At 79.4% G+C, this 12,886-nt stretch carries 9 protein-coding genes; 2 read left to right on the forward strand and 7 right to left on the reverse strand.

The annotated features are described in order from the left end of the window. Positions 1 to 1,008: 1,008 nt before the first annotated feature. From D459_RS0120380 to D459_RS32270, 5 genes are all read right to left on the reverse strand, one after another. A complete protein-coding gene (locus D459_RS0120380) occupies positions 1,009 to 2,190 on the reverse strand; it encodes a VWA domain-containing protein (protein ID WP_026120591.1) in 1,182 nt (393 codons plus the stop codon). 476 nt (positions 2,191 to 2,666) lie between these two features. Beyond that, positions 2,667 to 4,904: a DUF5682 family protein gene (locus D459_RS0120385; RefSeq protein WP_017594855.1), complete on the reverse strand. Its 2,238-nt coding sequence runs from the start codon at positions 4,902 to 4,904 to the stop codon at positions 2,667 to 2,669. Positions 4,905 to 5,148: 244 nt separating this feature from the next. Then, positions 5,149 to 6,240 carry an ATP-binding protein gene (locus D459_RS0120390; protein ID WP_017594856.1) on the reverse strand — a complete coding sequence of 364 codons (1,092 nt, stop codon included), beginning with the start codon at positions 6,238 to 6,240 and terminating at the stop codon, positions 5,149 to 5,151. Continuing rightward, a complete protein-coding gene (locus D459_RS0120395; protein WP_017594857.1) occupies positions 6,237 to 7,655 on the reverse strand; it encodes a DUF5691 domain-containing protein in 1,419 nt (472 codons plus the stop codon). Before D459_RS0120395 ends, D459_RS0120390 begins: the two co-directional genes overlap by 4 nt. A 632-nt stretch (positions 7,656 to 8,287) precedes the next feature. Further along, positions 8,288 to 9,646 carry a hypothetical protein gene (locus tag D459_RS32270; RefSeq protein ID WP_017594858.1) on the reverse strand — a complete coding sequence of 453 codons (1,359 nt, stop codon included), beginning with the start codon at positions 9,644 to 9,646 and terminating at the stop codon, positions 8,288 to 8,290. A 168-nt stretch (positions 9,647 to 9,814) separates the two neighbouring features. On the opposite strand from D459_RS32270, the gene D459_RS0120405 reads away from it, so the two are divergent. Both D459_RS0120405 and D459_RS0120410 read left to right on the forward strand, forming a co-directional pair. Further along, on the forward strand, positions 9,815 to 10,822 hold the full coding sequence (locus D459_RS0120405; RefSeq protein WP_017594859.1) for a methyltransferase: 1,008 nt from the start codon (positions 9,815 to 9,817) through the stop codon (positions 10,820 to 10,822). A gap of 194 nt (positions 10,823 to 11,016) precedes the next feature. After that, positions 11,017 to 11,385, forward strand: coding sequence for an STAS domain-containing protein (locus tag D459_RS0120410; protein WP_017594860.1), 369 nt, complete (start codon positions 11,017 to 11,019; stop codon positions 11,383 to 11,385). A 19-nt stretch (positions 11,386 to 11,404) separates the two neighbouring features. Here the strand turns inward: D459_RS0120410 and D459_RS0120415 are convergent, their stop codons facing one another. Both D459_RS0120415 and D459_RS32275 read right to left on the reverse strand, forming a co-directional pair. Continuing rightward, positions 11,405 to 11,914, reverse strand: a complete 510-nt coding sequence (locus D459_RS0120415) for a GNAT family N-acetyltransferase (RefSeq protein ID WP_017594861.1) — start codon at positions 11,912 to 11,914, stop codon at positions 11,405 to 11,407. Between the two features lie 279 nt (positions 11,915 to 12,193). Continuing rightward, positions 12,194 to 12,853, reverse strand: a complete 660-nt coding sequence (locus D459_RS32275) for a MarR family winged helix-turn-helix transcriptional regulator (RefSeq protein WP_017594862.1) — start codon at positions 12,851 to 12,853, stop codon at positions 12,194 to 12,196. Positions 12,854 to 12,886: the final 33 nt, after the last annotated feature.

Below are 12,886 nucleotides of genomic sequence, written 5' to 3' on the forward strand. Positions count from 1 at the left end.
GCGTTGCCTCGGGCGCCGGGGCCGGCTGCCGGGAAACCACCGCACCTCCCTGACCTGGGTGAATACGCAGGGTGATGGAAGGGTAGGGCGCCCTGCGCACCGCGAGAGCACCCCGGTGATTCCCGGGCGCGCATCCCGGCCCGGATCGGCCCCCGGGAGGCCTGAATCGCCCTGATCGGGCTGGTGGTGGAGGGTTCGAGCCGCCCGGAAGACCGTAAAGCAGGGGGCCGGAACCCGGGAAGGGGCGGCGCGGGGGCGAGATGTCGCTTTTGCTCTGCCGGGAGGGCCCGCCCTGGCCACTCTGGGTGATCGGCGAGGGGGCGGCGGGGGCTTCGGGGCCTACTACTCGCTGGTAGATGTAATCGGGGTGCCGCCGTGGTGCGCAGGGCGCTCCCACTTCTGCTCGTTCCCCGCCGCGAATCGGGCATATGGGGATAAGGCCCCCTGGTGGGTCGGGGCAGGCGGGCCCGCTCCCTGCGCCGGGGCGCCGCCCCTCCCGCCGGGACCACGCGCCGCCCTTGGCCGGTGAACGCGGCGCTCACCCCCTCCCGCCCTCGCCGCCCGCTTGAACCCCCGCTTCGCGAGGCGCCGCGCTCGGGCGACCGCCTTGGCCCCGTCCCTGCCTGTGCCGTCGCCGCCCGCTTGAGCCGTCCCCCCGTGGGGTGCCGCGCTGGACCGACCGGCCGGTTGCCCCCTTCCCGCCTTCGCCGCCCGCTTGAACCCCTGCTCCGCGAGGCGCCGCGCTCGGGCGACCGCCTTGGCCCCGTCCCTGCCTGTGCCGTCGCCGCCCGCTTGAGCCGTCCCCCCGTGGGGTGCCGCGCTGGACCGACCGGCCGGTTGCCCCCTTCCCGCCTTCGCCGCCCGCTTGAACCCCTGCTCCGCGAGGCGCCGCGCTCGGGCGACCGCCTTGGCCCCGTCCCTGCCTGTGCCGTCGCCGCCCGCTTGGACCCCTGCTCTGCGGGGCGGCGCGCTCGACTGAGATGCCCGGCGTTCGGGGAAGGGGCGCTCTCACCCCCGGGCCGCCTGCTCCCGGTCGGCCCACTCCGGCAGCGGGCGCCCCTCGATCGCGGCGGCCATCAGGTCGGGGAAGCGGTCCGGGGAGCACGCGAAAGCGGGGATCCCCAGCGCGGCCAGGGCCGCGGCGTTGGCCCGGTCGTAGCGGGGCGCCCCCTCGTCGGAGAGCGCGAGCACCGCGACCACCTGCACCCCGGAGGACTTCAGCGCGCCCGCGCGCCGGACCATGTCCTCCGCGGACCCGCCCTCGCGCAGGTCGCTGACGAGCACCAGCACCGTCTCGGCGGGCCGCCGGACGAGGCCAGCGCAGTAGGCCAGCGCCCGGTTGACGTCGGTGCCCCCGTCCAGCGAGGTGCCGAAGAGCACGTCCACCGGGTCGGAGAGCAGGCCGGTCAGATCGGCCACCGAGGTGTCGAAGGCGACGAAGGAGGTGCGCAGCGCACGCACCGACGCGAGGACCGCGCCGAACACCCCGGCATAGACCAGCGAGGCGGCCATCGACGCACTCTGGTCGACGGCCAGCACCACGTCGCGCCGGACCCCGCCGGCCCGCCGGGCCCGCCCGACCAGGGTCTCCGGGACCACCGTGCCCCGGTCCGGAAGCCGGTGCCGCAGGTTGCGGCGGATGGTCGCGGGCCAGTCCACGTCGGCGGCACGGCGCGGGCGCTCCGCGCGCGCGGAGCGGTCCAGCGCGCCGTGCACCGCGGCGCGGGTCCGCTGCGCCAGCCGCTCCTCCAGCTCGGCGGCGACCCGGCGGACCACGGTGCGCGCCGACTCCCGGGCCCGGTCCGGCAGCGCCTCGCGCAGCGAGAGCAGCGCCGCGGCCAGGTGCACGTCGGCGCGGACCGCCTCGACCAGGTCCGGCTCCAGCAGCATCCGCCGAAGCCCCAGCCGGTCCAGCGCGTCGGCCTGTATCACCTGCACGACCCCGGGCGGGAAGAGCTCCCGGATGTCGCCGAGCCAGCGCGCCACCCCCGGCGCCGACTCGCCCAGCGACCCCGGCCCGTCGCGCTCCTCCCCGGCGCCGCCGGCACCGCCGTAGAGCAGGCCGAGGGCGGCGTCCATGCGCGCGCCGCCCCCGCCCGGCGCCCCGGGCGGCCCCAGCTCCCCTTCGGCGGCCCCGCCGAGCACCAGCCGCCACCGGCGCAGCCGCTCCCGCTCCCGGTCCGCGTGCACCCCGGATCCGGATCCCGTCTCCTGCTCCACGTCCGCTTCCACCACGTCCCCCCCTCTGCGGCGGAATCCGCTCCGCCACCTTGGATCCGCCACCTCGACCGTTCGAGGCCGCCGCGCGGCCCCGGCGCACCTCCGGGTCGGCGGCCCCGTGCACGCCTGGCCCCTGCGCAGCGGGGACCCCCGGGGGAAGGGCGGCCCGCTGCCGCCTCCGGCGCGCGCTCCGCACGGGTGCGCCGGGAAGCGCGAGCGCGGTACCGGCCCAGGCCCTGCGGGGCGTTCGCCGGGGATCCGCATGCGCCGGTGACGGCCGCCCCCGCGGCACGGCCCGGGGAGGGCGGCCCCGCTGTACCTCCGGTCTTCCAGGTGAGGGGCGGGGACGCGGCCGGCAGGCCTCCCCGGTGCTCCGGGCCGGAAGGGGCCTGCGGATGCGCGGCCGCCGTCCTCGGGCGAGGCCTGCGGTCCCGCAGTGCCGCCGTTCACTCCCGCTCCTTCGCGGTGCGGATGATCAGGGCGGCCGTGGCCGCCGCCGCGGCGGCGCGGGCCGGGTCGGCGGCGGGCTCCGGCTCCCGGCCGGCGCCTCCCGGAGCGCCGCGGGCGCGGGCGCGGCGGCCGATCTCCGCGCGCTCGCCGGCGGTGAACGCGCCGAAGGTGCGCCGCAGCAGCGGAAGCACCGAGGTGAACGCCGCACCGTCCAACCCGGCGAGCCACTCGTCGACCAGCGCGAGCAGCGCCGGGTCGTGCGCCAGCAGCAGCCCGCCGTCGGCCAGGAACCCCTCCAGCCACGCCGTCGCGCGCCGCGGCGGCGCCCCCGGGGAGACGGCCAGCGCCAGGCGGTCCGCCGCCTCGCCGCCGTCCAGGCGGCCGGCGTCGCGCAGCAGCCGGTGGATCCGCCCGGCGACCAGCCCGGGCAGCGCCGGGTCCGGCGCCAGCCGCTCCAGCGCGTCCAGCCAGGACCGCTCGGCGTCCCCGCCGAGCAGCACCGCGGCCCGGTGCACCGCGTCGACGTCGGCGGCCGCGCCCACCGCGGCCTCCTCGCCCAGCCCGGTCAGCGCCGGGCCCAGGCCGGCCCGGATCCGGTCCAGCAGCGCCCCGGCGGCGGCCCGCAGCGCCGCGGAACCGGTGCGGCGCACGTCGCCGTAGCGGGCCGCGCGGGCCAGCGGCGGCACCGCGGCCATCAGCGGCCCGACGCCGCCGCCCCGGGCGGCCCGCGCGGACAGCGCCGCCAGCACCTCCTCCAGCACCCCGTCCAACCCGGCCAGCAGGCACCGCTCGGTGAGCGAGGTCAGCGCCGGCAGGTCCGCGCCGGAGGCCAGCTCCCGGGCGCGCGCCTCGGCGGCCTCCGCGATCCCGTTTCCCCACACCCCCGCCTCGACCAGCGCCACCGACAGCTCCGGATCCCAGGCGAGCCGCCAGCGCTCGCGGAACGTGCCCAGGGCGCGCACCGGGTCGGCCGCCGGCACGCCCCAGTGCACGCCGAGGATCCGCAGCCGGTGCAGCAGCACGCTGCGCGCCCGGCCGCTCTCCTCCCGCAGGTCCAGCTCGATCTCGCGCGGCTCGGCCTCGGCCCTGAGCCGGAGCCGCCGGCGCTGCGCCTCCAGGTCGCGCTGGAGCGGCACCGCCGGTGCCGAGGTCGGCGCGGAGCCGAGCCGCTCGCCCACGGTCAGCGCCCGGTGCACCAGCGCGGCCCGCTCGGCCGAGCCCTCGCACAGCACCGAGGAGACCGCGTCGGCGGCCTCCTCCAGCCCGGGCAGCGGCCGGCCGCGCAGCGCGGCCAGCGCCTCGGCCAGCCGCACCCCCTCGATGACGTGCTCGGACGAGACCTCGGCCCCCTCGGCGCGCAGCCGCCGGGCGGCCTCGACCAGCCATCGCTCGACCGGCCGGTCGGGAGCGGTGAACAGGTGGTGGTACCAGCCGGGCGCACGCACCCCGGCCCGGTAGCCGGACCCGGCGGCCAGCCTCCCGTGGCTCCACGGGATCCAGGTCACCGAGGACTTCACCCGGGGCAGGCCGCGCAGCAGCTCGCGGTCGCCGGACGCCGGGGGAGGGTCGAGCAGGGCGGGCGCGTGCCAGGCCCCGCACACCACGGCGATCCTGCGGTGCCCGGCGCGCAGCGCCGACCGCAGCACCGTGCGCATCCGCGCCTCGCGCCGCGCCTCGTGCAGCGGCGGCGGGCCCGGGGCGAGCCGGGCCCGCGCCTCCGCCATCGCCTCGGCGACCGCGGGGAACGGCGAACCGGCGCCGCCGTCGCCTCCCCGGTGCTCCACCGCGTCCTCCCACCACCGCTCGGGGTCGCCGTGGCCGGCGGCCTCGGCGAGCGCCCCCAGCGGGTCCGCCGGGCGCCCGGACCCGGCGGGCGCGCCCCCGGCGCCCTCCTCCAGGGTGAGCAGGTGCGCGGCGGGCAGGTCGCAGAACCGGACCCGGCAGCCGTGCTCGTGCGCGTACAGCAGCGCCTGCCACTCCGGGGAGAAGACGGCGAACGGCCAGAACGCCGCCCGGCCCGCCCCGCCGCCGGCGCCCGGGGCGTGCGCCAGCAGGGCCACCGGCGGCTCGGCCTCCCCGACCATCCCGGCCAGCACGTCGGCCTCCGGCGGCCCCTCGACCAGCACGGCGTCCGGTCCGATCTCCCGCAGGGCCGCGCGCACGGCGCGGGCCGACCCGGGGCCGTGGTGGCGCACGCCCAGCACGTGCACCCGGTCGGTGTCGATCGCGGTCATCACACTCCTCGTCGAAGGGCCGGGGCCGCCGCGCGGGCCCGGGCGGGGAGGCTCCGGTGGTCCGTCCGGGCGCCGGAAGCACCGGAGGCGCCGGGGGCCCGCGCCGGACCCGGCCGGCGCCCCGCTCCGGGCCCGCGGCCACGGGGCCGGCCCCCGCGGCGGGTGAGGCCGCCCGGACGGGGGCGGCCGCCCCGTTCTCCGGGCCGGACCGGGGCCCGCGGCGCCGCGCGGGGGCCTCGGGGCGTCACCCGGCGGCCTCGCGGCAGGCGGTGTAGAAGTCCCGCCAGCCCGGCCGGGTCCTGGCCACGGTCTCCAGGTACTCGCGCCAGACCACCCCGTCGGCGACCGGGTCCTGCACGACCGCGCCGTGCACCCCGGACGCGACGTCGGACGGGCGCAGCACCCCGTCGCCGAAGTGCGCGGCCATCGCCAGCCCGTGGGTCAGCACCGAGACCGCCTCGGCGGTGCTCAGCGTGCCGCTCGGCGAGGCGACCGCCGCCCTGCCGTCCTCGGTGGCGCCCTGGCGCAGCTCGCGGAAGACGGTCACCACCCGCCGGATCTCCTCCAGCCCGGCCGGGACCTCCGGCAGCCCCAGGGAGCGCCCCAGGTCGGCGACGCGCCGGGTGACGATGTCCACCTCCTCCTCGGCGGTCGCCGGCACCGGCAGCACCACCGTGTTGAACCGGCGGCGCAGCGCGCTGGACGGCTCGTTGACCCCGCGGTCCCGGTCGTTGGCGGTGGCGATGACGGTGAAGCCCGGCCGCGCCTGCACCTCGGTGCCCAGCTCGGGGACGGGCATGGCCTTCTCCGAGAGCACGGTGATCAGCGCGTCCTGCACCTCGGAGGGGAGCCGGGTCAGCTCCTCCACCCGGGCCGGGCGGCCCTCGGCCATCGCGGTCATCACCGGGCTCGGCACCAGCGCCTCCCGGGACGGCCCGTCGGAGAGCAGGCGGGCGTAGTTCCAGCCGTACCGGACGGCCTCCTCGGTGGTGCCCGCGGTGCCCTGCACCAGCAGCGTCGAGTCGCCGGACACGGCGGCGGCCAGGTGCTCCGACAGCCAGGTCTTCGCGGTGCCCGGCACCCCGAGCAGCAGCAGCGCCCGGTCGGTGGCCAGGGTCGCCACCGCCACCTCGACGATCCGGCGCGCCCCGATGTACTTGGGGGTGACGACGGTGCCGTCGCCGAGCGTGCAGCCGAGCAGGTACCGGGAGACGGCCCAGGGGGACAGCCGCCAGCCCGGCGGGCGGGGCCGGCCGTCCTCCGCGGCCAGGGCGGCGAGCTCGCCGGCGAACCGCTGCTCGGCGTGCGGGCGGAGGACGTCGTCGGGGCCGGTCAATCGAACTCCTCGTGCATCTCGTGGCGGGACCGCAGGGTCGAGGTGAGGCCGCGCAGGGCCGCGGCGGCCTCCGGTGGGTCGCCGGGCCGGGGCGCGAACCCCGGCCGGCCGTGCATCTCCGGCGGCAGCCGCAGGCCGGCCGTCCGGCACAGCCCGTCCAGCCGGCCGCCGGGGCGGCTCCGGTCGGCCCGCTCGACGATCCGGGCCGCGCGGGCGGCGAGCGGGCCGGACCAGGGACCCGGCACCCGCTCCAGCACCACCAGGGCGGAACCGGGGTCGGCGGCGCCGCGCCCGCCCAGTCGGCGCAGCGCCCACCCGGCCCGGTCCTCCGGCGCGGCCAGCCGCATCAGCGCCGGCCCGCGGCTGCCGTGCATCGAATGGCCGAGCAGCAGCCGGTCCATGATCGGGCCGAGCAGGGCCGCGGCCCAGCCCGCGTCCCGCTGCACCACCGCCGCGTTGGCGAGCGCTTCCAGCAGGTCCCACTCGCGCAGCCGCCCGGCGGCGCGGACCACTTCGGCCCGGTCGGCGCCCAGGTGGTCGAGCCAGGCGTCCAGCGGGGCGTGCCCGACCAGCGTCCACAGCCACTCGCGGCCGACCTCCTCGGCGCGGACACCGGGCCGGGCCCCCGGGCGCAGGCCCAGCGCCGCGGCGAGACCGGCGTCCCGGGGGTCGGGCGGCCGCACCACCGGGGCCCGCGCGCCCGGGCGGACGTGCCGGCGGGCGAGCGCGGCCAGGGTGCGGCCGTGCCCGGAGCCGGGCAGCCGGGCGAGCAGGGAGAGCGCCAGCGCCCGCACCCCGGCGCCCGGGTCGGCCAGCGCCGCGGCGAGGAACGCCTCGTGCCCGGGGGACAGGTGCGGCTCCAGCGCCGTCAGCATCCGGCGCCGCTCCCCGGCGGAGGCCGCCTCCCACCGGTCCTCCCCGGGCAGCGCGGCCGCGGCGTCCCGCGGCGGGTCCGCGAACGACCAGCGCGGCTCCAGCCGCGCCAGCCAGCGCCCGCGCTCGCCGCAGACCCGCAGCACGTCCGGCGGGTGCAGGGCGTCCCGGTTCCGCGCCGCCGCGTCCAGCAGGGCGGGCAGCACCTGCGGCGGGACCAGCAGCCCCTTCCCGGCCGCGGTCCGCAGCCACTCCCCGGCCTGCTCGTACCGCTCCTCGGCGAGCAGCGCCTCCAACCGGGCCCCGGCCGCGGGCGGCGCCGCCGGCAGTGCCTCGGCGCGGGCCGGCGGCAGCGGCTCCGCCGCGCCCGGCCGCACCCCGGCCCGGTCCCGCACCACCGCCGCGGCGGCGCGGTCCAGCAGCTCCAGTGCGGCCCGCCCCTCGGGCACGGGCGGGCCGGGGACCGCGGCGCGCGCCGTCCCGACCAGCGCCGCGGAGAGCAGCTCCGGCCAGGGGGCGTCGAAGGGGGACGGGTCGGCCACACGGCTCCTCAGGGTCGGGGTCGGTCGGGCGCTCCGCGGCGGGGCGGCCACTCTTCGCCGGTCCGGGCTCACCGGCGGCACGGGGAACGGGCCGCTCGGACCACCGTCGGCGGGGCGGTTCGGGCGGTACGGGACGGCGGACCGGGGGAGGGCGGCCGGCACCCGGCCGACCGGGTGCGGCGCGCCGCTCCGGACCGGACTCCCGGGGACGGCGCTCCCGGACCCGCCCCCCGGAGGGGTTCCGGCACGGGTCGGGAGGGGGCCTTCGCGGTCCTCCGGGGCGGCGCTCCCGGACCCGACCCGGGGGTGTGCTCCGGCGCCGGCCGGGGACGGCCTCCGCACGGTCCTCCGGGGCGGCGGTCCCGAAGCCGTCTCGGGAGGTGCGTTCCGGCGCCGGACGGAGGGCGGCGCCGGTACGGGGCGGTGAGTGCCCGCGCGGGCGGCTCGGTCAAAGGGCTCCTCTCACCAGGGCTGTGCGTGCGGGGCGGGCGGGAGCGGAACGGCGGGTTCAGGGGCCGCCGGGGGCGCGTGCGGTGGCGACCCGGGCCGCCTCGGCCTCCCGGGGCGGTCGCCCGCGTTCCCGGCGGGCTCCGGGGCCGCCGCCCCTTCCCGCGGCGGCACCGGAGCCGGGGTCACCGGTGCGGGGCGGGCGGCGGGGGGTCTTCCGCGTCCACCGCCCTTCCGGCGCCGGCGCCGGAAGGGCGGCAGGGCCGGAGGGGCACCGGGGCGGCCGAGCCGTCCGGGGGCCAGGCGGTCAGCGGGTGCAGGCCCCAGGGGGTCCACTCGCCGGCGACGGTCACCGGGGCGCCGCCGCTGAGCGCGGCGAGCCGCCAGGGCGGAGCGGCGTCCGCCGGCAGCGGCAGGGAGCCGCCCTCGGCGTCGGTCAGCCACCACCGGCCCTGCTCGCGGGGGCGGGCGGGGCGCGCCTCCTCCAGCACGACCGGCCACGCCTCCAGCCACGGGTCCTCGGCCAGCGCCGCGGCCCAGGAGTCCAGCGCGCCGGCGGCGGTGCCCCCCGGCGGCGGCCCGGACGGGCGCTCCGCGCCCGCCGCGACCAGCGACGCCCTGTGCTCGGCCGGGTAGAAGGCCAGCTCGGCGTCGACCGCGGTGCCGGGCCGCACCGGGGCGTCCGGGGCGCCCCCCTCGGGCGCGAAGGAGACCAGGGCGGCGATCCTGCCGGAGCCGCGGCCGCGCAGCCAGAACCGGAGGCCGTCCAGGCGGCCGGTCCGGAAGGCCCGCCCGCCCAGCACCTCCCAGGTGTCGCGGACCGGGGCCGAGCGGTCCGCGGAGACCGGCAGGCCGACCCGGGAGCGGGCGGTGGCGCGCAGCCCCTCGGGGAGCGCGCCGCCCCGCAGCCGGGCCGAGGCCAGCAGCCGGAGCAGGGCCAGCTCGGCCAGGAGCCGGGCGGGCCACTCCGGGCCGCCGGCCGCGACCGCGCCGCCCAGGTCGCGCAGCCGCTCGGCCACCCTCCCGGCCTGGGCGTCGACCAGCCGGGCCGCCATGGCGTCCCAGGGCGCGTACCCGGCGCCGCGGGCCGAGGCCAGGCCGGCGTCGACCCGGTCGCGCAGCCACAGCTCCAGCTCGGCCAGGCCCTCGGCGGCGCGCTCCTCCCGCCGGGCGGCCCGCCGCGCCGCGGCGCCCGGATCGGCCGGGCCGCCCGGCCGGGAGGCCCACCCCGGCGGGGCGCCGGACTCCGGCACGGCGCCGGAGGACCAGAGCAGCAGCAGGGCGAGCACGTGCGGGCAGGGGGAGGGGGCGCGGCGCCGGCAGCCGCACCGGTGCTCGGGGGCGGCGCCCGGGGCGATCCGGGCGGACGCGCGGCGCCGCGGCGGCCCGGCGTGGACGCCCCACAGCAGGACGGCCCCGGAGCCGTCCTCCCGGGAGCCGAGGACCGGCCAGGAGCCGGCGCGCGCGGCCGCTTCGGCGGCCTTGCGGACGGGGGGTTCGGGAGCGAGGGCCCGGACCTCTTCGGTACTCCACCGCTTGCTCACGGCCCTGAATCTACGGGCGGGGTACGACATTCCCATCGGGCCGCCGCGGCCCCGGTGAGCGGCCGGGGTGCGACCCGAGGGACGGAAGTCACCACCGCGTTCCGTTGCATCGGGAGAGGAAGTGGATACGGTGAGTGATCGGATCGCCGATCCGCGGAGAGGAGCGCCGTGGCAGGAGGAGACGGCGAACATCGGGAGCTGCTGCGCCTGCTGGTCGGCCCCTGGGTGGGCAAGGCCATCGCCGCCGCGGCCGAACTCGGCGTGGCCGACGGGCTCGCCGACGGGCCGCGGAGCGCCGCCGAGCTGGCCGAGGAGCTGAACGTGCGGCGCGGCGGCCTGGTCCGGCTGCTCAGGATGCTGGCCTCGGTCGGCCTGGTCGAAGAGGACCAGGGGCGCTACTCGCTCACCCGGACCGGCGCGCTGCTCGCCTCGGACCACCCCGCGTCAATGCGCGACCTGGCGCTGCTCTACGACAGCCCGCTCTACCGGGTGGCCTGGGACGGCCTGGCGCAGCAGGTGCGCACCGGGCGCCAGTCCTTCGAGGCGGCCTGCGGCGAGGACGTGCACTCCTACCTCTCCCGGCGCCCGCAGGAGGCGCGGCGGTTCGTCGCGGGCACGGCGGCCGGCGCCGGGTTCGCCGAGAACCTGGCGGCGGCGCACGACTTCTCCGCGGTGTCCAGGGTGGTCGACGTGGGCGGGGGCGACGGCGCCGTGCTGGAGGCGGTGCTCGCCCGCCACCAGCACGTCATCGGGGTGCTGCTGGACCGGCGCGGCACGCTTGAACCGGCCCGGGAGCGGCTGCTCCACTTCGTCGCGGAGGGCCGCTGCTCGCTGGTGGAGGGCGACTTCCTGGACGGGGTGCCCGAGGGCGAGGTGCACATCCTCAGCCGGGTCCTGCACAACTGGGACGACGCCCGGGCCCGCAGGATCCTGGCGAACTGCCGCGCGGCCATGCCGGCCGGCGGCGGCCGGGTGCTGGTCGCCGAGCGGATCCTGCCCGACGGGAGCCATCCCTGGTTGTCCGTCGCGTTCGACCTGCACATGATGGTGATGACGGGAGGGGCCGAGCGGACGTCCGCGGAGTACGGCGCGCTGCTGCGCTCGGCCGGCCTGCGTCCGGACCGCGCGGCCGAGCTCCCGATGGAGGTCTCTCTGCTGGAGGCGGTGCCGCTGTGAACGAGCGGTGGTGGCGGACGGTGCGGAACGAGTGGCGGAGCGGTCCCCGGGGACCGGTTCCGAAGGGGCAAGGCGGCGGATTTCCGGAAAACGCCCCCGAGGCGGGGTCGAGACGATACGATCATGGACATGGGGGTGATCGAGGCGTTACACGGGGTTTCGAAGAGAGGCCGAGCGGCGTGCACGGAGGACCAATGGAACGCTTCCCATGCGGCGGTCCCACCCTGGTACCGGTCGAGGGCGAGATCGACATCGCCACGGCCGACGCGATGCGCGAGCTGATCCTGCTCGCCGCCGAGCGCGGCCCGCGGGGCTGCGTCGTGGTGGACCTCTCCCGAGTGGGCTTCTTCGACGCCAGCGGCGTCCGCGCGCTCCTCACCGCCTACCGGGTGCTCACCGCGCAGGGGCGGCACATGGTCCTGGCCGAACCCTCGGCCCCGGCCCGCCGCACCCTCGACGCGCTCCGCATCCACGACCTGATCGACGTCTACCCGATCGTGGAGATGGCCCTGGCCCACTTCCCGGGCGGGGTCGACGACCGCAGCCTCCCCGGCGGCGACTGAGCCCGGCGGCCACCGGCGGTCAGTCCAGGGCGAGCTCGTATTCGACCTGCTCGATCGGGTTGCCGTCGCCGTAGTCGTGGCTGCGCCCGGCGCCCGATTCGGCGAAGCCGCACTTGGTGTAGAAGCGGCGGGACCGTGGTGTGCCGCGCAGCGTCCACAGGTGGACCCGCCCGAACCCGTCCTGTCGGATCCGCTGCAGCGAGCCGGCCATCAGGGCGCTCGCCGCGCCGCCGCCCCAGCCGTCCGGGTGGGCGTAGAAGCCGAGGATCTCCGCCGCCCCGGGCCGGGTCGCCGAGGGGGCGAAGGCGGAGTAGGCCAGCGGCCGCCCCTCGGACGCCGCGAGCAGGACGGTCTGCTCGCCTTCGGCGAGCACGCGGTGCCACCTGCCGCGCCGCCGCTCCACCGCCTGGGCGAAGAACTCCGGGGAGAAGAATTCGGCGTAGGCGGCCCGCCACGACTCGGCGTGGATCTCGCCCACGACACCGCCGTCGCCCGGCCCGGCGGGGAACACTTCGAAGTCTCCGATCATCGGGGGAGGATACATCCGGGCGCCCCCGGACGGGAGACGGCCGTTCCCCCCCCCGTCCGGGCCCGCCCGGGAACGGGCGGCGGCCGGTGCTCTTCGCGCCCGGTCCGCCCCGCTGCGGGGTGCCGCTGCGGGGCGGTGGGGTCCGGGGGCGACGGATGCGCAGGTCGCCGGGGCCGGCGGCCGCCCGGGGCGGCGCGGACCGCCGCGCGCCTCGGGCGGGCCGGTGGGGCGGGGCCGCCCCGCCGGTGCCTCCGCAGGGCGGCCGGGCACAGGGCCGGGTCAGGGGGCGCCGACCTGGCCGATGCGGTCGTCTCCGAGGCGGTCCTGCACGTCGCGGAGCAGCCGGTCGAGCAGTCCGGCCAGCCGGTCGCGCTCCTCGGCGGTGAGGCCGCCGAGCAGTTCGTCCTCGCGGTGCAGCAGCCCGCCGACGGTCTCCTCGGTCAGCCGGTGCCCCTCCTCGGTCAGCGAGACCAGGACGGAGCGCGGCCGCCCCTCGCCCGGGCGGCGCTCGACCAGGCCGGCGCGCTCGGCGCGGGCGACCCGCTGGGAGACCGCGCCCGCGGTCACCATCGACCGGCGCCCCAGCTCGGCGGTGGTCAGCGTGTAGGGCGGGCCGCTCCGGCGCAGCACGCTGACCAGGTCGAGGGTGGCCACGTCCACCCCGTCGCGGGCCAGCGTCCGGCGCCGGTCGTCCCCGAACAGCTTGGCGAGCTGCCAGATCGGCGTGATGACGCCGATCGAGCCGACCGGGACTTCGGGGAGCTCCCGCCGCCAGGCCTCGGCGATCTCGCCGACCGGGTCCCCGCCCCCGGCGGCCTCCGGGGCCCGCCCGGCCGCCGGCTCTCCGGCAGCCGATTCCGCGGACGCCGGATCCCCGGCCTTCCGGCCCTGCTCCGCGCCGCCGGCCGCGCCCGGCCGGTCTCCGCCCGCATTTGCCATGGTCCGCTCCACCCCTTATGTTTAGATCTAAAT

It is taken from the genome of Nocardiopsis potens DSM 45234, from assembly GCF_000341105.1.
GTDB lineage: Bacteria > Actinomycetota > Actinomycetes > Streptosporangiales > Streptosporangiaceae > Nocardiopsis_A > Nocardiopsis_A potens.

Excerpts from the sequence above, each read along its gene's own strand:
- D459_RS0120385 (WP_017594855.1), bottom strand. The coding sequence starts at position 4,904 with ATGACCGCGATCGACACCGACCGGGTGCACGTGCTGGGCGTGCGCCAC.
- D459_RS0120415 (WP_017594861.1), bottom strand. The coding sequence starts at position 11,914 with ATGATCGGAGACTTCGAAGTGTTCCCCGCCGGGCCGGGCGACGGCGGT.
- D459_RS0120410 (WP_017594860.1), top strand. The coding sequence starts at position 11,017 with ATGGAACGCTTCCCATGCGGCGGTCCCACCCTGGTACCGGTCGAGGGC.
- D459_RS32275 (WP_017594862.1), bottom strand. The coding sequence starts at position 12,853 with ATGGCAAATGCGGGCGGAGACCGGCCGGGCGCGGCCGGCGGCGCGGAG.